Genomic DNA, 19,538 nt, shown 5'->3' on the forward strand with positions numbered 1-19,538 from the left:
TTATTCTCCGGATTCGCGAAAATGGATATCACTGACCGCGCGCAGGCGTTCGGCGGCTTGTTCTGCCGTCAGGTCACGCTGGGTTTCGGCCAGCATTTCATAGCCGACCATAAATTTACGCACCGTGGCGGAGCGCAGCAGCGGCGGGTAGAAATGTGCGTGCAGTTGCCAGTGATCATTCTCTTCGCCGTTAAAAGGTGCGCCGTGCCAGCCCATCGAGTAGGGGAACGAGCACTGGAACAGGTTGTCGTAACGGCTGGTCAGTTTTTTCAATGCCAGCGCTAAATCGCGGCGCTGTTCATCGCTTAAATCAGTGATGCGCTGCACATGCGCTTTCGGCAGCAGCAAGGTTTCAAACGGCCACGCCGCCCAGTAAGGAACCACCGCCAGCCAGTGCTCGGTTTCCACCACGGTACGGCTGCCATCGTTAAGCTCGCGCTTTGCGTAGTCCAGCAACATCGGGGAGTGATACCGGGCGAAATAGTCGCGTTGCAGGCGATCTTCACGATCCACTTCATTCGGCAGGAAACTGTTGGCCCAGACTTGCCCGTGCGGGTGCGGGTTGGAACACCCCATCGCCGCACCTTTGTTTTCAAATACCTGTACCCAGGGGTACTGCTGGCCCAGCTCAGCAGTTTGCTGTTGCCAGGTTTTTACTACTGATTCCAGCGCATCCACGCTCAGTTCCGGCAGCGTTTTGCTGTGATCCGGTGAAAAACAGATAACCCGGCTGGTGCCGCGCGCACTCTGGCTGCGCATTAGCGGATCGTCGCTCACCGGCGCGTCCGGCGTGTCGGTCATCAACGCGGCGAAGTCGTTGGTGAACACATAAGTGCTGGTGTAATCAGGGTTTTTATCCCCGGTTACGCGGGTATTGCCCGGGCAGAGGAAACAGTCCGGATCGTGCGCCGGCAGGGTTTGTTTCGCAGGCGTCTCTTGCGCCCCTTGCCAGGGGCGTTTTGCGCGGTGCGGAGAAACCAGGATCCACTGGCCGGTCAGCGGGTTGTAACGGCGATGCGGGTGATCGACCGGATTAAATTGCGTCATTACCACTCCTTTAGTCGGGATAGCCCTGCGGGTGGCGAGACTGCCAGCGCCAGGTATCTTCTGCCATTTCGTCAAGCGTACGGGTTACGCGCCAGTTCAGCTCTTTAGCCGCTTTGCTGGCATCGGCCCAGTAAGCCGGGAGATCGCCATCGCGACGCGGCGCATAGTGCCAGGCCACCGGTTTGCCACAGGCTTTACTGAAGGCGTTCACCACATCCAGCACGCTGCTGCCGACGCCCGCGCCGAGGTTATAAATATGCACGCCCGGTTTGCCGGCCAGTTGTTGCATGGCGGCCACATGGCCATCAGCCAGATCCATGACGTGGATGTAATCACGCACGCCGGTGCCATCTGGTGTCGGGTAATCACTGCCAAAGATCGCCAGTGAATCGCGGCGGCCAACCGCAACCTGGGCGATATATGGCATCAGGTTGTTCGGGATGCCCTGCGGATCTTCGCCCATATCGCCTGATGGATGTGCGCCAACCGGGTTGAAGTAGCGCAGCAGCGCAATGCTCCACTCCGGCTGTGCTTTTTGCAGGTCGGTGAGGATCTGCTCCACCATCAGTTTGCTTTTGCCGTAGGGGCTTTGCGGCGTGCCGGTCGGGAAGCTTTCCACGTAAGGAATTTTTGGCTGGTCGCCGTAAACGGTGGCGGAGGAGCTGAAAATGAAGTTTTTAACATTCGCGGCGCGCATGGCGTTAATCAGGCGCAGCGTGCCGTTGACGTTGTTGTCGTAATACTCCAGCGGTTTCGCCACGGATTCGCCAACGGCTTTCAGCCCGGCGAAGTGAATTACCGCTTCAATGGCGTGATCGTGCAGGATCTCTGCGAGCAGCGCTTCATCACGAATGTCGCCTTCGACGAACAGCGCGGCTTTTCCGCCAAAGCGTTCGATCTCATTAAGCACGCTGCGCTTACTGTTACAGAGATTGTCGAGAATGATAACGTCGTGGCCGTTTTGCAACAGTTGTACGCAGGTATGACTTCCAATGTAACCGCTACCACCTGTAACCAGAACTCGCATATTTCCCTCCATAAAGCATTTGATATGAACAAACCTTAGCATAACAGAGAGGTGAAAACTGTGACATGGGATAAATTAGTGGAATCGTTTACACTCAATTTTCTGCCAGCCGGTTTGCGGGGTAAACGCCAGAAAAACCCCGCAATAGCGGGGTTCGTCCGACGTAAGTAAAAAGTCTTAAAATGACGTTACTGCGGTGCAGCAACGCAGGCAGCGTCAGCGAAAGCCGGATAACGCCTCGTGGAGGTTATAAGTCATCAGGGAGAGCCAGGCAATCAGCCCGAAGTACAAAAGCGTATATTCCAGACGTTTGCCAGGGGTCAGCGTGTCGAGATTGGGTTGATCATGGCGTCGCGCCCAGATTTGGGATGCCGCGAGAAAGCACACCAGCAGTAACAACGGGCTCGGGTGAAGATAAAAGAAACCCAACAGTACGGGAATGCCCAGATACCAGATCTTGCGCGAGATGGCGACCGTAATGCGCCCGCCATCCAGCGGCGGCACGGGGATCAAGTTAAACAGATTAAGGACAAAACCGGAATAGGCCACCGCCATCAGCAGCGAACTGTGGAAATACTCCGCCAGATAGTAGCAACCGAGGGCAGCAAGCGAACCGAGCAGCGGGCCGGCAATGCCGACCCAGGCTTCGGTTTCCGCATCTGGCAGCTCATCTTTCAACGCGATCCAGGCACCCACAAAGGGGATAAACATCGGTAATCCCGTCGCTAACCCACGTTGACGCGCCGCCAGATAGTGTCCCAGCTCATGGCAAAACAACAGCACCACAAACCCGGTCGCATAAGGCCAGCCGAAGGCGAGCGCGTAAGTGGCGATCGACAGCAGCATGGTGGCCCCGGAAAGGAAAAACTTCCCGAGGCTTGCCCCTTTAAGCAGCAGCAAGAGCATGCTCATGGCTTACCCGGCTTTTTTGCGAAACAGCATTTTTTTCACGCCCATGCCGAATGCCGCCACGGCGATCAGGCCAAGTTTCCAGAACTTCAGCAACGTCACGCCGATAAGCGCCAGCAGGCCCAATTTTTTCGCCGCAAGACCACCAATCAGCGCCGCCAGGCCATATTCGGCAATTTTGTCGGTAGAGGCATTAAAGTCGCTGTATTTTTTGCCGTCGTTAAAGGTCACGGCGTTGAGTAACGTTTTGGCGAGTGGTTTTTCCTGCTCAACGGCGCCGCGATCGGTTACCAGGTTTAACGACAGATAACCTTCACGACCCAGCAGGTAGGTGTTGTAGTTAACACCCTGTTCTTTTTCCGGCACGTTGCTGCCAATATCGCGGATTGCCGCAGACCAAATCAGGCGATGCGTCGCCGATTCGTAGGTTGGTTTTTCTACCCAACCCAATACTTCAATTGGCGGGATGCCTTTTTCGCTACGCTCTTTATTGCCCGCTTTGGTGCCTTCCTGCAAATTACTCAGCAGTTCGTCGGCATCCCAGTCTTTGGCATCGTCATCTTTGATATAACCGGCATCGGCATATTCAATAGAGACAAAGCCAGAAATATCATTACTGAATACCAGACCATAAAAAGAGTTGTTATCAACATGGTTACCCAGCGCGCGCATAAATACCGCAGCCTGCTGTGACGGAATATAAGCGAAACCTTCGGGCAGGTTCAGAATCGCCTGATTACCCAGATCAATTTTATGCGGGCCATGAATACTGGCTCGCTGCATATTTTCGACGGCTTGTTTTAATTGTGCTTCCTGCCCGGAAGCGGATGTCTGCGCGTTCTCATCGGCGAACGCGACACTGCAGAAACCCAGTAACAGCGCCGCGGCCAGAGAAACGGCGCGGGTCATGCGGAGGAATTGATTCATCATAGTCCCGTAATTTTTACCCGGCGTCTATCGACGGGCTTTTTTCTTGCCATAACAAAAACTGGCCGCCGACAATTTTATGTTGCCAACTGACCAGTCAGAGATCGTTATTATGTTGCTTATTTAAAACGGGGCTATTACATCATATCCTGCTAAATTGAACCATCCCCCTAATTATTGTGATGTAAGTTGATAACGATATCCGTCACCTTCTGGTACAAATTCCAGCCGGTGGGTAATACAAGCGGGCGCGTCGCCGGCATGGTGCGAAACAAATAATAGCTGGGTTTCGCCTTCGCTAATTAATACATCAACAAAGCGGCGAATAAGCTGGCGGTTTAAAGGATCAAGGCCCTGTAACGGTTCATCAAGAATGAGCAGCGTCGGGTGCTTGACCAGCGCCCGTACAATCAGCGCCAGCCGCTGCTGACCCCAGGAAAGGCTATTAAACGGTGCGTCGGCAGTGTGCGTATCGAAACCTAAAATATCCAGCCAGCGTTGTGCCAGTTTGTGTTGTTTGTCCGATACCGCCTGGTAAATACCAATCGAATCGAAATAGCCAGAGAGGATCACATTACGCACGTTGGTGCTGACGCGGTAATCCAGATGCAGGCTGCTGCTGACATAGCCAATATGCTTTTTGATATCCCAGATGGTTTCACCGCTGCCGCGACGACGGCCAAACAGCGTCAAATCATTGCTGTAGCCCTGCGGATGATCGCCGGTTATCAGGCTCAGTAGAGTAGATTTGCCTGCGCCGTTCGGGCCGACAATCTGCCAGTGCTCACCGGGGTTTACCGTCCATGAAAGGTGATCGATGATTGGCCGGTCGTTATAAGAGACAACACCATCGTTCAGCACGATAAGCGGCGCGTCTGCGTTCAATGTTTCGCGCGCCGGGGGCGCATCCGGTTCCGGCAACGTGATACCGGATAATTTTTCGCTGTGGGCTAACTGGGCGATCAACGCTTGTTGCAGCAGGGCTGCTTTTTCTCCGGTCTCTGTGAGCGAGCAATCCACCAGAACCCCAGCGTATTGCACGAAGTCCGGGATCTCATCAAAGCGGTTCAGCACCAGCACCAGTGTAAAGCCGTCGGCATTGAGGCGCGCAAGCAACTCTGCCAGTTGCTGGCGTGAATGGACGTCAAGCCCGTCGAAAGGCTCATCCAGGATCAGTAAATCCGGTTCGGACATCAGGGCCTGGCACAGCAGCGTTTTACGGGTTTCGCCGGTCGAGAGGTATTTAAAGCGCCTCTCCAGCAGATGTGCGATGCCAAACTGTGTCGCCAGTTGTGCGCAGCGCTGCGCGTCTTGCACCTCATCCTGAATAATCTCGGCGGTGGTACGCCCGGTATCCTCTTCGTCGGGGCTGAGCATATCGGTGTTATTGCGCTGCCACTCGTCGATGACCAGTTTTTGTAACTGCTCAAAAGAGAGGCGGGTGAGGCGGGTAAACTGGCACTGACGTTCACCTTTCAGCAAGGTCAACTCCCCCGCCAGCGCGCGAGCAAGCGCTGACTTGCCGCTGCCATTCGCGCCGACAAAAGCCCAACTTTCGCCAGCGCGTAGCGCTAAGTGTTCAATATGCAGCGTGCGGGTGTCGCTAAGACGAAACGTACCTTGCGAAATTTGCAATGACGACATGATGTATCCCATTTTTTGCAGCGAAGAAACTCAGGGATACGTGCAATGGACTATCTTGTCAATGCGATTAGCATAACGTGGCGATAATCACGCGATCGGCATTAAAATATGCGGTCACTTCGCTCTGTTCCTGCAAATTATCCATCTCGTGCGTCGGCACGGTGGCGCACAGCACCTGGCCGTCAGGCAGTGTCATCAGCACTTCACTCTGTTGCTCGCCGCGCTCGATATGGCTGATGCGCCCGGTAAGCTGGTTATCCGCCTGCGCGGCGCGTTTGGCATCTTGTGTGATGCTCACCCACGGCGCTTTCAGCAGCACCAGCACCTCTTTGCCTTCGTCGAGGCCCAGGCGTTCGCCGCTTTGCGCGGTGATAGCGACTTTGAGGCGGGTTTCGCCGTCCGCCAGCAACACGTCGACATGTTGCTGCACGTCGTTGTGTTCGCGCGCGGTTATAGTGCCAAACCACTGGTTGCGGGCGCTGGTCTGCAGTGAGAATCGCGAAATCGCCGCCAGCAGGCTGTTTAACGGCAGGGCGTCATCATTACTCAGCACGTCAAACGCTTTTTGCTGGATTTGCGCTAACAGATCGTAAAGTTCAATTAAGCGTTGCCCGTAGCGCGTCACCACCGCGCCGCCGCCGCCTTTACCGCCGGTCGCGCGGTCAACCAGCGGCTGTTCGCTGAGTTGGTTCATCTCATTAATGGCGTCCCAGGCGCTTTTATAACTGATGCCAGCGTTCTTCGCGCCCTGGCTGATGGAGCCGGTTTCAACTATCTGCTTGAGCAGGGAGATACGACGCGGATCGGCAAAAAGGCGCTGCTGGAGTTTGAGTGTGAGGAGAATTTCAGCCTGCATTACGCAATGTCCTGGCAAAAGAACTATTGTGAAGGAAAACCGTCACTAAACCTAGCCTGATGCCGGTGAATGCGCATAACGTTGCGAGGCCAATCGCACAAAAGGCGAGTGTTTTTCACCTGAATAAGGCTAGAATGCCCCGTTGACAATTTCTGGAGACGACTATGTTTGAGTTGTTGAAAAGCCTGGTGTTTGCCGTCGTCATGGTGCCTGTCGTGATGGCGATTATCCTGGGGCTGATTTATGGCCTGGGTGAAGTGTTTAACGTGTTTTCCGGCGTCGGTCGCCGCGATCAAAGCCGTCAGCAACGCTGATCCTCTCTTGCAAACGCCCGCTTTCGCGGGCGTTTATCTGTCAGATATTCAAGATTTCCCCACTTCCTGCCGATATATTTAAATAGGTCGCTAATTCTTGATGGGTATTACCTAACCGCCGGGAAACTCTGGTAATATCGTTATGTTTTTTTGTATATAACGATACTCACAGGAGTTACAAATGGCACGTACATGGTTACGCCTTTTGGCCGGGGCGGCATTAACGCTCTCCGTTGCCGGGCATGCTCTGGCGGATGAAGGTAAAATTACCGTTTTTGCCGCAGCGTCACTGACCAACGCAATGCAGGATATCGCGGCGGCCTATAAAAAAGAGAAAAACGTCGAGGTGGTCTCCTCGTTTGCTTCTTCTTCGACACTGGCGCGCCAGATTGAAGCGGGAGCACCCGCGGATCTGTTCATTTCTGCCGATCAGAAATGGATGGATTACGCGGTAGAGAAAAAATCTATCGATACTGCAACCCGCGTAACACTACTTGGTAACAGCCTGGTGGTTGTGGCACCTAAAAGCAGTGCGCAGGGCGATATCGTCATTAATGCTAAAACCGACTGGAATAGTCTGCTGAAAGGCGGACGTGTGGCCGTTGGCGACCCGGAACATGTTCCGGCAGGGATTTATGCCAAAGACGCATTGACCAAACTGGGCGCGTGGGAAACCCTGTCGCCGAAGCTGGCTCCGGCGGAAGATGTGCGCGGGGCGCTGGCGCTGGTGGAACGCAGCGAAGCGCCGCTCGGCATTGTTTACGGCTCTGACGCGGTTGCCAGTAAAGGGGTGAAAGTGGTCGGGACTTTCCCGGAAGATTCACACCAAAAAGTTGAATACCCGCTGGCTATTATCGACGGTCATAAAAACGCGACGGTAACGGCGTTTTATGACTATCTGAAAGGCCCGCAGGCTTCTGAAATCTTTAAACGTTACGGATTTACAACGCACCAATGATATTGACGGATCCCGAATGGCAGGCGGTTTTGCTGAGCCTGAAAGTCTCATCCCTGGCGGTGTTATTCAGTTTGCCCTTTGGGATCTTCTTTGCCTGGTTGCTGGTACGCTGCACGTTTCCGGGCAAAGCGCTGCTCGACAGTTTGCTGCATCTGCCGCTGGTACTGCCGCCGGTGGTGGTGGGGTATTTATTACTGGTGGCGATGGGACGACGCGGTTTCATTGGCCAGTGGTTGTATGACTGGTTTGGTATCACCTTTGCCTTTAGCTGGCGCGGCGCGGTGTTGGCCGCCGCGGTGATGTCCTTCCCGCTGATGGTGCGCGCTATCCGTCTGGCACTTGAGGGGGTTGATACCAGACTGGAGCAGGCGGCTCGTACGTTAGGTGCCGGGCGCTGGCGCGTTTTTCTCACCATCACATTACCGCTTACCTTGCCAGGGATTATCGTCGGCACGGTGCTGGCCTTTGCCCGTTCACTGGGTGAATTCGGCGCGACGATCACCTTTGTTTCCAATATTCCGGGTGAAACCCGCACCATTCCTTCTGCCATGTACACCCTGATTCAGACGCCTGGCGGTGAAGGCGCGGCGGCGCGGTTATGTATTATCTCGATTGTGCTGGCGCTGGTTTCGCTGTTGGTTTCTGAATGGCTGGCGCGCATTAGCCGCGAAAGGACAGGGAGATAACCATGCTGGAGCTGAATTTTACCCAGACGCTGGGGACGCATCGCTTACGCATTGCTGAAACGCTGCCCGCCAGCGGCATCACCGCCATTTTTGGCGTTTCGGGTGCCGGGAAAACGTCGTTAATCAACGCGATTGGCGGCCTGACACATCCGCAGCAAGGGCGGATAACGCTCAATAATCGCGTGCTGTTTGATACCGAAAGCAAAATTTGCCTGCCGCCGGAGAAGCGGCGTGTCGGCTATGTTTTCCAGGATGCACGGTTGTTTCCCCATTACAAAGTGCGCGGAAACCTGCGTTACGGCATGGCCAAATCCATGGCTGGCCAGTTTGACAAACTGGTGGCGTTACTCGGTATCGAGCCGTTACTGGATCGTTTACCCGGCGGGCTTTCCGGTGGGGAAAAGCAGCGGGTGGCAATTGGTCGTGCGTTATTAACCGCGCCGGAGCTGCTATTGCTGGATGAGCCACTGGCGTCGCTGGATATTCCGCGTAAGCGCGAATTGCTGCCGTACCTGCAACGGCTGGCGCGGGAGATCAATATCCCGATGCTGTATGTCAGCCACTCCCTGGATGAAATTCTGCATCTGGCGGATAAAGTGATGGTGCTGGAGGCGGGAGAAGTGAAGGCCTTCGGCAGCCTGGAAGATGTCTGGGGTAGCCGCGTAATGAACCCGTGGCTACCGGCGGAGCAACAAAGTAGCGTGTTGAAAGTGGTGGTGCTGGAGCACCATCCGCACTATGCGATGACGGCGCTGGCGCTCGGCGATCAGCACATTTGGGTCAACAAGATTGACCTTCCGCTGCAAAGCGCGCTGCGGATCCGTATTCAGGCGACGGATGTTTCGCTGGTCCTGCAGCCACCGATGAATACCAGTATCCGTAATATTCTGCGTGCGAAAGTGGCGCAATGTTTTGATATCGACGGCCAGGTGGAAGTGCAACTGGAAGTGGGTAGCCGTACTCTGTGGGCGCGTATCAGTCCGTGGGCCAGAGATGAGCTGGCCGTGAAGCCAGGTCAGTGGTTATATGCGCAAATCAAAAGCGTGTCGATAACCGCGTGAGCGGCGGATACGCAAGCTGCGATTCATTGGGCGATGACATCATCCCACGCCCGGTATTCGCCCCTGCGTCAGGGGCGTCATCTTTTACCGGTGAACCTGGGCCGCCGTTTACAGCAGTTCTTTGTAGATAAATTGCGCAATGCTGTCGACGGTGTTGTCGCCAATCACTACATTCGCATGGGCTTTTACCGCATCGTCGGCATTGCCCATCGCCACGCCGACACCGGCGGCTTCCAGCATGCTGATATCGTTATAGTTATCACCAAATGCCACCACGTCTTTCATCGATAGCCCCTGTGACGCCACCCATTCGCGCAGACGTTTGCCTTTGCTATTGCCCGCGCGGGCAATATCGACCTGATCATGCCATGACCATTCGCACTCCAGCCCCAGGGTTTGCTCCACGTGGTGGGCAAAATTTTTCAGTTTCTGCGTGTCGGTATCGGTGAGCGCGAATTTCCAGATAGCCTCCACTTCCTGCGCCGCTGTGCGCAGGGAAGCCACTTGCCGGAAGACCGGGCGCTGCTCTGGCGGTAACTGTTGCGCCCAGGTGTTGGTGCGCTCAACATGACCCGTTGGTTTTTCATACAGCATAGCGTTGTCGACATACATCAGGCCGTGAACCGCATGCTCATCAAGCAGTGTGATTAACTGCTGGGCTTGTAAAACCGGCAATGGATCGGCGCTTAACACTTTTTTTGCATGATAATCATACAAATAAGTGCCATTACAGCAAATTGCAGGTGTATCCAGCGCCAGTGCCTGATAAAAAGGGTGGATGGCAACATGATGCCGACCTGTCACGATAATGAGTTGATGTCCGGCGGCTTTTGCGCGAGCCAGCGCTTCAAGGGATGAGGGCAGAAGCGTTTTTTTCGGGGTCAGTAGCGTACCGTCTAAATCCAGTGCAATCACGCGCGAAGTCATATCGTATTCCGTGGTCGATGTTGAAATTCAAATGTCCGGGGATGGTACACCGGGTCACCGGCTGCGCAAAATCTCCGGGTAAAATTCAGCATCAACCAACAAAAGCAGCTATCCTGGTTACTTAATGCAAAGAAGAATTAGAGGAAAGGAGCGTTCATGAAACAAACCGTTTATACCGCCAGCCCGGAAAGTCAGCAGATCCACGTCTGGCGCCTGAACTCTGAAGGTAGCCTGACGCTTGTCCAGGTGGTGGATGTGCCCGGCCAGGTGCAGCCGATGGTCGTCAGCCCGGATAAACGTTACCTCTATGTCGGGGTTCGCCCTGAGTTTCGCGTTATCGCGTATCGCATTGCGCCGGATGATGGCGCCCTGACTTTCGCCGCGGAATCTCCGCTGCCGGGCAGCCCGACGCATATTTCGACCGATCGCAGCGGGCGCTTCCTGTTCAGCGCGTCCTACAACGCGGGCAGTGTGAGTGTTGTCCGTCTGGAAGATGGCCTGCCGACCGGGGTTGTTGATGTGGTGGAAGGGCTGGAAGGGTGCCACTCAGCGAATATCTCCCCTGACAACCGTACGTTGTGGACACCGGCACTGAAACAGGATCGCATCTGCCTGTTTACCCTGGCCGATGACGGTAACCTGACGGCGCAGGAGCCCGCGGAAGTCACCACTGTCGAGGGCGCCGGCCCGCGTCATATGGCGTTTCATCCGAACCAGCGTTTCGCCTACTGCGTCAATGAACTCAACAGTTCGGTGGATGTCTGGCAGCTCAGCGACGCGCACGGCAACATTGAGTGTGTGCAGACGCTGGATATGATGCCTGCTGATTTCAGCGACACGCGCTGGGCGGCGGATATTCATATCACGCCGGATGGTCGCCATCTTTATACCTGCGATCGCACCGCCAGCATTATCACCGTGTTCAGCGTTTCGGAAGATGGTAGCGTACTGGCTATCGAAGGCTTCCAGCCAACAGAAACGCAGCCGCGCGGCTTCAATATTGATAATCGCGGCCAATACCTGATTGCCGCCGGGCAGAAATCGCACCACATTGCGGTGTACGAGATTAGTGGCGAGCAAGGACTGCTGACCGAAAAAGCCCGCTATGCCGTAGGCCAGGGGCCAATGTGGGTCGTGGTTAACGCCTTCTGATGCTGCATTTCGCGCATAAAAAAACCTCGCCACGGCGAGGTTTTTTATTATCAGGATCGGCTCAATTTTTCGGCATCGCCACAACCTGGCTGCCCACGCCGCGGTTGTTGAACTCCCACATGCGGTTGAACTGCGGGTTGTTCAGCTCGCGCTGCACGTTACCTTTATCGTCGACGGTTCCGGTGTTACCGGCGTAAGCACGACCGGAAACGGCGGCATCGGCCCACGGTTTCGCTACGTTAAAGCCTTCGTTGATCACGCTATCGCGGATCACCACCTGGCCGTTGGTGTTGCCATCAACATCCAGTGAACGGCCGAGCTGCGCAACCCCGTTACCGGCGGCGTTAAAGCGGCTGTTCACGGCAAGGAAACCGTAATACAGATTAGACAGGGTGGCGGGTGCGAACACATAACCTTCCTGCTGGGTGCGCGAGTTCACTACGCGGAAGTCGGTGTTATCAAACACCACCGCGCCGCGACCAGCCACGATATCGACATCACCTTCAAGGTAGCTGTTGGTTACCAGCGTACGGGTCTGACGATCGGTACGCAGGGTGTTATCCACGCCGCTGTTGGTGACAAAGAAGGTGTTCTGGCGGCCCAGAATATTAACGTTGTTGATCTGCACTTTATCGCCATCGCTGCGCAGTGCCACCGCCTGGTGGTTGCCCGCGTCGACGCTGTCACCCAGCGTATTTTCGATGGTCAGGTTTTGCAGCTGCAGGCCGTTATTCTGTGACCAGAAGACCGCAGAACACATTACGCCGACAGTTGCAGTGCGTTTGCTCTGGCAGTTATCGAACATATACCACGCCGGTTTGCCCGGCATATATTTGCCCGACGGATTGACCAGACGGCGCCAGCTGTTCGGGTCCATTTCGGCATCGATAGCCTGTTTGATTTTCACATCCAGCGCTTTCTCGCCGGTACCGTAAATGGTCACGCTGCCGGACGCGGCAGGCACATACACCGTGCCTTCATATTCGCCCGGCATCACCGCGATGTACTGACGATCGCTGGCATGTTTGTTGATTGCCGCATCAACCGCAGCCTGAATGGTGGTGTGCGTCACACCCGGCGTGCCGGCAGGGCCAACCACGAAATTCGCTTTTTCCGGCAGGCGGATGGCGACCGGTTTCCATGCCGCGTTATCCGGCGTCATGGCGGTAAAATAGCGGTCCGCTACAAAGTTTTTCGCTTCACCTGCGCTGAGGATCGGGCGCGCGGCGGTGCCAGGCGCTTTCTGTTCAGACGGACGTTCCGCTGGCGGGGTTGAGCTACAGGCGGTCAGTGTCACGCCAAAAGCGAGCGCCAGCGCCAGACGGGAAACCGATGATGTGTTCAAGGGGAGCTCCAGACTATGCAAAAGTTGAAAGAGGACTTCAAAGCCTGCTTTTTTATACTAAGTTGAGCGAAACGGGAAGCCGATTTGTACAATCGGCTGTAAATCCCGTGAATTTCAGCTAAAAAGGGCGGTGATCGAGGCGCTGGAAAGCGCATGGAAGTGGACATTAAAACCAACCATCGCGCCGCTGGCGTTTTCGTCGACCTCAATGCGCTCTACGTCCAGAGCATGTACGGTAAAAATATAACGATGGGTTTCACCTTTTGGCGGTGCCGCGCCGCCGTAACCGGCTTTGCCGAAATCGGTGCGTGTCTGCACCGCGCCATCCGGTAATGCCGCCAGACCGGAACCCGCGCCTTGCGGCAGAACGCGCGTATCGGCGGGAAGGTTCGCTACCACCCAGTGCCACCAGCCGGAGCCCGTTGGCGCATCCGGGTCGTAGCAGGTCACGACAAAACTCTTGGTGCCGGCAGGCACTTCATCCCACGCCAGATGCGGGGAAATATTGTCGCCATCGTAGCCCATACCGTTGAACACCTGGCGATGCGGCAGCTTTTCGCCGTCGCGTAAATCATGGCTGACCAACTTCATATGCACTCCTTCTGCTTTTCATGCGTGCCGGGAAGTGTAGCCGATCTCAGGCAAAAAGGTCATCGCGCAGCACGGCGGCATTGACGGCACGGGTCAAACGGGAGAGCTGCGCCGGGGTGATGATATAGGGCGGCATCAGGTAGATCAGCCGGCCAAACGGACGCACCCATACACCTTGTTCAACAAAGAAACGTTGTAGCGCCGCCATATTGACTGGCGAGCGGGTTTCCACCACGCCGATGGCCCCCAGTACGCGCACATCGGCAACATTGGCCGCTTCGCGCGCGGGCATCAGCTCCGCTTTTAGCTGCCTCTCGATAGCCGCTACCTGCGTTTGCCACGCGCCGCTTTGTAAAATCCCGAGGCTGGCGTGAGCTGCCGCGCAGGCCAGCGGATTACCCATAAATGTTGGCCCGTGCATAAAGCAACCCGCTTCGCCGTTGCTGATGGTGTCGGCCACATTGCGCGTGGTGAGCGTTGCCGAAAGCGTCATGGTGCCGCCGGTCAGCGCTTTGCCAAGGCACAGAATGTCCGGGGCGATCCCGGCATGTTCACAGGCAAACAGCTTGCCGGTGCGGCCAAAGCCAGTGGCGATTTCATCGGCAATCAGCAAAATGCCTTCCCGGTCGCACATCCTACGGATGCGCCTCAGCCATTCCGGATGATAGAGGCGCATGCCGCCCGCACCCTGCACGACTGGCTCTACAATCACCGCCGCAATCTCATGGCGATGCGCCGCCATCAGACGCGCGAAGGCCACCATGTCACGTTCGTCCCATTCGCCGTCAAAACGGCTTTGCGGCGCGGGGGCAAACAGGTTTTCCGGCAAATAGCCTTTCCACAGGCTGTGCATGGAGTTATCCGGATCGCAGACCGACATCGCGCCAAATGTGTCGCCGTGATAGCCGTTACGGAAGGTAAGAAAACGCTGTCGCGGCTCGCCTTTCGCCTGCCAGTACTGCAGCGCCATCTTCATTGCCACTTCAACAGCCACGGAACCGGAGTCGGCCAGAAATACGCACTCCAGCGGCTCTGGCGTCATTGTCACCAGTTTGCGGCACAAATCGACTGCCGGTTGATGGGTAATGCCGCCAAACATCACATGGGATACCGCGTCGATTTGCGCTTTCATCGCCGCGTTAATCGCCGGGTGCCCGTAGCCGTGGATTGCCGCCCACCAGGAGGACATGCCGTCCACCAGGTGTTCGCCGCTGCTGAGTATCAGCTCGCAACCCTGTGCGGACTGTACCGGGTAAACCGGCAGCGGGGAGGTCATGGAGGTGTAAGGATGCCAGATATGTCGCGTGTCAAAGGCGAGATCGTCCAGGGTCATAATCGACTTGTAAACCAAATTAAAAAGTTTTAGGTTTACGAGTCTACACCGAATAACGATTTAACAACACCCTTTGGAGACGCCCGATGGCTCACCACGCACGCTGGACAATGTCGCAAGTCACTGCGCTGTTTGAAAAACCCCTCCTGGAACTGCTGTTTGAAGCGCAGCAGGTACACCGTCAACATTTTGATCCCCGCCAGGTTCAGGTCAGCACCTTGCTGTCGATTAAAACCGGTGCCTGCCCGGAAGATTGCAAATACTGCCCGCAGAGCGCGCGGTATAAAACCGGGCTGGAGTCCGAACGGTTAATGGAAGTTGAACAGGTGCTGGAATCCGCTCGCCAGGCGAAACGCGCAGGATCGACGCGTTTTTGCATGGGCGCAGCGTGGAAAAATCCGCACGATCGCGACATGCCGTACCTCGAAAAAATGGTTGAAGGGGTGAAAGCGATGGGGCTGGAAGCCTGCATGACGCTGGGCACGCTCAATGAAAACCAGGCGCAGCGGCTGGCTTCCGCCGGGCTGGATTACTACAACCACAATCTTGACACCTCGCCGGAGTTTTACGGCAATATCATCACCACGCGTACTTACCAGGAGCGCCTCGACACGCTCGATAAAGTGCGCGACGCGGGCATCAAAGTTTGCTCCGGCGGCATTGTTGGTCTTGGCGAAACGGTCAACGATCGTGCCGGTCTGTTATTGCAACTGGCGAACCTGCCGACACCGCCGGAAAGCGTGCCGATCAATATGCTGGTCAAAGTAAAAGGCACGCCGCTGGCGGATAACGAGGACGTCGACGCCTTTGACTTTATCCGCACCATCGCGGTTGCGCGCATCATGATGCCGACCTCGCATGTGCGTCTTTCTGCCGGACGCGAGCAGATGAACGAGCAGACTCAGGCAATGTGTTTTATGGCCGGGGCGAACTCCATTTTCTACGGCTGCAAACTGCTTACCACGCCGAACCCGGAAGAGGATAAAGACCTGCAACTGTTCCGTAAGCTCGGCCTGAACCCGCAGCAGACGGCAGTACTGAACGGCGACAACGAACAACAGCAGCAGCTTGAGCAACAGTTATTGCACGCCGATACCGACCAGTATTACAACGCGGCAGCCGTATGAGCTGGCAACAGCGTATTGATGCCGCACTCGATGAGCGCCGCGCGGCGGATGCGTTGCGCACAAGGCGTGCTGTCTCGCAGGGGGCGGGGCGCTGGCTTACGCTTGGCGATCAGCGCTTTTGCAACTTCTCCAGTAATGATTACCTCGGTTTAAGCCAACATCCCGCCGTGATCCGCGCCTGGCAACAGGGCGCGGAACGTTATGGCGTGGGCAGCGGCGGTTCCGGGCATGTGAGTGGTTACACCACAGCGCACCGGGAACTGGAGGAGGAACTGGCCGACTGGCTCGGTTACTCGCGCGCGTTGCTGTTTATCTCCGGTTTTGCCGCCAATCAGGCGGTGATTGCTGCGCTGACGGGAAAGGATGACCGGATTGTCGCCGACAAATTAAGCCACGCCTCACTGCTGGAAGCCGCCAGCCACAGCCCGGCGCAGCTGCGGCGTTTCGCGCATAACGATGTCGGGCAATTGACTATGCTGCTGGCAAAACCACTTACCGGACAGCAACTGGTGGTGACCGAGGGCGTATTCAGCATGGATGGCGATAGCGCACCGCTGGCGACCATTGCTGATGCCACGCGGGAAGCGCAGGCCTGGTTGATGGTGGATGATGCACACGGTATTGGCGTGGTGGGCGAACAGGGGCGCGGCAGTTGTCACCTGCAGGGCATCAAGCCGCACGTGCTGGTGGTGACCTTCGGCAAAGGTTTTGGTGTCAGCGGTGCGGCGGTGTTGTGCAGCGACACGGTGGCGGATTATCTGCTGCAATTTGCCCGCCATCTGATTTACAGCACCTCGATGCCGCCGGCACAGGCCGTGGCGCTGGGTGCGTCATTGCGGGTTATTCGTAGCGACGACGGTCATGCGCGGCGTGAAAAACTGGCGGCGCTGATTACCCATTTTCGCACTAGCGTGGCACACGCATCCGTCACGATGACGGATTCCACCAGCGCAATCCAGCCGCTGATCGTGGGGGAAAATAGCCGGGCATTGCGGTTGGCTGAACGCTTGCGTCAGCGCGGCTGTTGGGTGACTGCGATTCGCCCGCCCACTGTGCCGCCGGGCACGGCGCGTTTGCGCCTGACGCTGACGGCAGAGCACCAGTTCGACGATATCGAGCGCTTGCTGGAGGCCTTGCATGACGGTGAATAAACAGGCGGTGGCTGCTGCTTTTGGCCGCGCGGCGCACAGTTACGCGCAACACGACGAATTACAGCGCCGGAGCGCCGATCTGCTGTTAGCGCAGTTGGGCGCTATTACGCCAGCTCAGGTGCTGGACGCCGGTTGCGGGCCCGGCGCGATGAGCCGCTACTGGCGCGGGCAGGGCGGTGAGGTAACGGCGTTGGATCTCTCGGCGAATATGCTCGATGAGGCACGCCGTCAGCACAGCGCGCAGCGCTACGTGAGGGGGGATATTGAAGCCATGCCGCTGGCGGAGGCGCAATTTTCGCTGGTCTGGAGCAACCTGGCGGTGCAGTGGTGTGATGATTTGCGCCAGGCTGTCGGGGAGTTGTATCGCGTGACCCGACCCGGCGGTTGTGTCGCGTTCACCACGCTGGCAGCCGCATCACTGCCGGAGCTAAATCAGGCCTGGCGCGAGATTGACGACCATCCGCACGCCAATCGTTTCTTAACCTTGCCAGCCATCAAACAGGCTTTGCACGGCTGGCGTCTGCGTAGTGGCGTCGAGACCATAACCTTGCACTTTGACGATGCGACCGCCGCGCTGCGTTCGCTAAAAGGTATTGGCGCAACACATTTACATGCGGGCAGGCAGCAGGGGCTGACACGCGGCAAACTGCAACGCTTGCAGCTGGCCTGGCCGCAGCGGCAGGGCAAATGCCCGCTGACGTACTATCTTTTTTGGGGAGTGATCGTCCGTGATTGAACGCTATTTTGTGACCGGTACGGATACGGAAGTCGGGAAAACTGTCGCCAGTTGCGCGCTTTTGCAGGCGGCAAATCTGCGTGGTTTACGCAGCGCGGGGTATAAACCGGTGGCCTCCGGGAGTGAGATGACCGCAGAGGGGCTGCGCAACAGCGATGCGCTGGCGTTGCAACACCACAGCAGCCTGCCGATGGCCTATAAAACCGTCAATCCGTATACCTTTGCGGAGCCAACTTCACCGCATATTGTCAGTGCCGATGTAGGGGAGCCCATTGATGCGCAGGTGATGTCCGCCGGGCTGCGCGCGCTGGAAACACAGGCGCAGTGGCTATTGGTGGAAGGGGCGGGGGGCTGGTTTACACCGCTTTCAGAGACACTCACTTTCGCCGATTGGGTGGTACAGGAGCAGTTGCCGGTGATTCTGGTTGTTGGCGTAAAACTTGGCTGTATCAACCATGCCATGTTAACCGCGCAGGCGGTGCGCCAGGCGGGATTACGGCTGGCAGGCTGGATTGCTAACGATGTCGTGCAGCCGGGCAGGCGACATACTGAGTATCTGGCGACGCTTCGGCGCGTGATGCAGGCTCCGCTGATTGGCGAAATTCCCTGGTTTGCCCACGCACCGGAAAAAGAAAAAACGGGTCATTATCTTGATCTCAGTGTCCTGACTCCGGCGTCATCCACTTTGAGAGCAGCGGATCATCAAGCTGTTTAACCTCGCCCTGCGCGACATTGCGCCCGCGATGCAGCAGGCAGAAACGATCGGCGACCCGGCGAATAAATGACAGGTGCTGTTCAGCCAGCAGAATGGTCATGCCAAACTCCTGGTTGAGCCGCACGATCAAATTGCCCAGTTTATGAATAAAGGCCTGCCCCAGACCGCGCGTTGGCTCATCAAGGATCAACAACCGTGGGTGCGTAACCAGCGCCCGCGCCATCGCTAACTGTTGTTGGTTATCCTCTGACAACTCCGCGCCACGTACCTGGCGTAACTCATACAGTTCGGGGAACAAATCGTAAATATCCCGCCGCACTGCGCTGCCCGGCTCCCTGCCGGCGCGCATCGCGACATGCAGATTTTCCTCAATGGTAAGTTGCGAAAAAATCCGCCTGTCCTGCGGCACATAGCTGATGCCGATGGCGCTGCGGTGTTCGGCTTGCAGAGAGAGCAAGTCGCACGGCGGTGCGCCCGCGTCCTGCCAAATCATGCTGCCGCTTTCAATGGGTAAATAGCCAGTGATGCAATTCACCAGTGTCGTCTTGCCCATGCCTGGCAAACCAATAACTGATGTGCAGACCCCGGGGGATAAATCGAGATCGACATTCCACAATGTATGCTGATTACCGTAATACTGGTTTACTGCCCGTAAGCTCAACATTGTCCGCTCCTTGTTCGGATCTGATGACTTTGATGATTCTGCAAAAGGCTTGCCAGAACATAAAAAAGGCTTTTTTTTCGGATGCCGCTGAGAAAAGTGGCTTTTAAAACGTGAGGAGGGAAGAAGCCAGGTAAAAATTCTGCACTTTGCCAGTGCCTGCAGTGTTGAGTTGTGGTGCAGCAATAGCAGGATCTGTGAGAACGATCTCATGCGGATCCTGCGTTTCGTTTGCCGATAATTATCAAAAAGAAATGATAAAAAATTTTTAGCGGCACTCGCCTGGGACAAAATGGGATTTGGCGGGAAGGCGAGGTATCCGGCCTGGCGGCAGTTATCCACTATTCCTGTGGATAACCTTGTGTATTAGA

General features: G+C 56.2%; 20 protein-coding genes. 9 read left to right on the forward strand and 11 right to left on the reverse strand.

What is annotated here, in order from left to right; genetic code table 11:
- From galT to modE, 6 genes are all read right to left on the reverse strand, one after another.
- Entirely contained in the window at window positions 1-1,047 is a 1,047-nt protein-coding gene (gene galT / locus BN2591_RS11695; protein ID WP_086871626.1) for a galactose-1-phosphate uridylyltransferase, read from the reverse strand.
- A 10-nt stretch (window positions 1,048-1,057) separates the two neighbouring features.
- Window positions 1,058-2,074, reverse strand: a complete 1,017-nt coding sequence (galE, locus tag BN2591_RS11700) for a UDP-glucose 4-epimerase GalE (RefSeq protein WP_086871628.1) — start codon at window positions 2,072-2,074, stop codon at window positions 1,058-1,060.
- A 216-nt stretch (window positions 2,075-2,290) separates the two neighbouring features.
- The gene (locus BN2591_RS11705; RefSeq protein ID WP_025263685.1) at window positions 2,291-2,986 is read right to left on the reverse strand and encodes a site-2 protease family protein; all 696 of its coding nucleotides are present in this window, start codon (window positions 2,984-2,986) and stop codon (window positions 2,291-2,293) included.
- A gap of 3 nt (window positions 2,987-2,989) precedes the next feature.
- A complete protein-coding gene (locus BN2591_RS11710; protein ID WP_086871629.1) occupies window positions 2,990-3,910 on the reverse strand; it encodes a DUF2167 domain-containing protein in 921 nt (306 codons plus the stop codon).
- Between the two features lie 174 nt (window positions 3,911-4,084).
- Complete coding sequence (gene modF / locus BN2591_RS11715) at window positions 4,085-5,554, reverse strand: molybdate ABC transporter ATP-binding protein ModF (RefSeq protein ID WP_086871631.1); 1,470 nt, start codon at window positions 5,552-5,554, stop codon at window positions 4,085-4,087.
- 67 nt (window positions 5,555-5,621) lie between these two features.
- A complete protein-coding gene (modE, locus tag BN2591_RS11720) occupies window positions 5,622-6,410 on the reverse strand; it encodes a molybdenum-dependent transcriptional regulator (RefSeq protein WP_086871633.1) in 789 nt (262 codons plus the stop codon).
- A gap of 164 nt (window positions 6,411-6,574) precedes the next feature.
- On the opposite strand from modE, the gene BN2591_RS11725 reads away from it, so the two are divergent.
- The 4 genes from BN2591_RS11725 (at window position 6,575) to modC (ending at window position 9,429) form a co-directional block, all read left to right on the forward strand.
- On the forward strand, window positions 6,575-6,724 hold the full coding sequence (locus tag BN2591_RS11725) for an AcrZ family multidrug efflux pump-associated protein (protein ID WP_017455971.1): 150 nt from the start codon (window positions 6,575-6,577) through the stop codon (window positions 6,722-6,724).
- A 181-nt stretch (window positions 6,725-6,905) separates the two neighbouring features.
- Window positions 6,906-7,682, forward strand: coding sequence for a molybdate ABC transporter substrate-binding protein (gene modA / locus BN2591_RS11730; protein ID WP_086871635.1), 777 nt, complete (start codon window positions 6,906-6,908; stop codon window positions 7,680-7,682).
- The gene (gene modB, locus BN2591_RS11735) at window positions 7,679-8,368 is read left to right on the forward strand and encodes a molybdate ABC transporter permease subunit (RefSeq protein ID WP_086871637.1); all 690 of its coding nucleotides are present in this window, start codon (window positions 7,679-7,681) and stop codon (window positions 8,366-8,368) included. Before modA ends, modB begins: the two co-directional genes overlap by 4 nt.
- 2 nt (window positions 8,369-8,370) lie before the next feature.
- Complete coding sequence (gene modC / locus BN2591_RS11740; protein ID WP_086871639.1) at window positions 8,371-9,429, forward strand: molybdenum ABC transporter ATP-binding protein ModC; 1,059 nt, start codon at window positions 8,371-8,373, stop codon at window positions 9,427-9,429.
- Between the two features lie 108 nt (window positions 9,430-9,537).
- Here modC and BN2591_RS11745 read toward each other — a convergent pair whose 3' ends face one another.
- Complete coding sequence (locus tag BN2591_RS11745; protein WP_086871642.1) at window positions 9,538-10,356, reverse strand: pyridoxal phosphatase; 819 nt, start codon at window positions 10,354-10,356, stop codon at window positions 9,538-9,540.
- Between the two features lie 156 nt (window positions 10,357-10,512).
- Between BN2591_RS11745 and pgl the strand changes: the two genes are divergently transcribed.
- Window positions 10,513-11,508, forward strand: coding sequence for a 6-phosphogluconolactonase (gene pgl, locus BN2591_RS11750; RefSeq protein ID WP_086871644.1), 996 nt, complete (start codon window positions 10,513-10,515; stop codon window positions 11,506-11,508).
- 61 nt (window positions 11,509-11,569) lie between these two features.
- Here pgl and BN2591_RS11755 read toward each other — a convergent pair whose 3' ends face one another.
- The 3 genes from BN2591_RS11755 to bioA form a co-directional block, all read right to left on the reverse strand.
- The gene (locus BN2591_RS11755; protein WP_086871646.1) at window positions 11,570-12,853 is read right to left on the reverse strand and encodes a putative acyl-CoA thioester hydrolase; all 1,284 of its coding nucleotides are present in this window, start codon (window positions 12,851-12,853) and stop codon (window positions 11,570-11,572) included.
- 114 nt (window positions 12,854-12,967) lie between these two features.
- Complete coding sequence (locus BN2591_RS11760; protein WP_017455978.1) at window positions 12,968-13,444, reverse strand: kinase inhibitor; 477 nt, start codon at window positions 13,442-13,444, stop codon at window positions 12,968-12,970.
- A 46-nt stretch (window positions 13,445-13,490) separates the two neighbouring features.
- The gene (bioA, locus tag BN2591_RS11765) at window positions 13,491-14,777 is read right to left on the reverse strand and encodes an adenosylmethionine--8-amino-7-oxononanoate transaminase (RefSeq protein WP_086871648.1); all 1,287 of its coding nucleotides are present in this window, start codon (window positions 14,775-14,777) and stop codon (window positions 13,491-13,493) included.
- Between the two features lie 86 nt (window positions 14,778-14,863).
- Here bioA and bioB point away from each other — a divergent pair, with 86 nt between their 5' ends.
- The 4 genes from bioB to bioD are packed head-to-tail and all read left to right on the forward strand — an operon-like array spanning window position 14,864 to window position 18,506.
- Window positions 14,864-15,904, forward strand: coding sequence for a biotin synthase BioB (gene bioB, locus BN2591_RS11770; protein ID WP_086871649.1), 1,041 nt, complete (start codon window positions 14,864-14,866; stop codon window positions 15,902-15,904).
- Window positions 15,901-17,055 (forward strand): 8-amino-7-oxononanoate synthase, encoded by a 1,155-nt coding sequence (bioF, locus tag BN2591_RS11775; protein WP_086871651.1) that lies wholly within the window; start codon window positions 15,901-15,903, stop codon window positions 17,053-17,055. Before bioB ends, bioF begins: the two co-directional genes overlap by 4 nt.
- The gene (gene bioC, locus BN2591_RS11780) at window positions 17,042-17,791 is read left to right on the forward strand and encodes a malonyl-ACP O-methyltransferase BioC (RefSeq protein WP_086871653.1); all 750 of its coding nucleotides are present in this window, start codon (window positions 17,042-17,044) and stop codon (window positions 17,789-17,791) included. Before bioF ends, bioC begins: the two co-directional genes overlap by 14 nt.
- Entirely contained in the window at window positions 17,784-18,506 is a 723-nt protein-coding gene (gene bioD, locus BN2591_RS11785) for a dethiobiotin synthase (RefSeq protein WP_086871655.1), read from the forward strand. The genes bioC and bioD overlap by 8 nt, the downstream gene beginning before the upstream one ends.
- Here the strand turns inward: bioD and BN2591_RS11790 are convergent.
- On the reverse strand, window positions 18,448-19,170 hold the full coding sequence (locus BN2591_RS11790; RefSeq protein ID WP_086871657.1) for an ABC transporter ATP-binding protein: 723 nt from the start codon (window positions 19,168-19,170) through the stop codon (window positions 18,448-18,450). The genes bioD and BN2591_RS11790 overlap by 59 nt on opposite strands.
- Between the last annotated feature and the right edge of the window lie 368 nt (window positions 19,171-19,538).

The sequence above is a fragment of the Kosakonia pseudosacchari genome (assembly GCF_900184035.1).
Lineage (GTDB): Bacteria > Pseudomonadota > Gammaproteobacteria > Enterobacterales > Enterobacteriaceae > Kosakonia > Kosakonia pseudosacchari.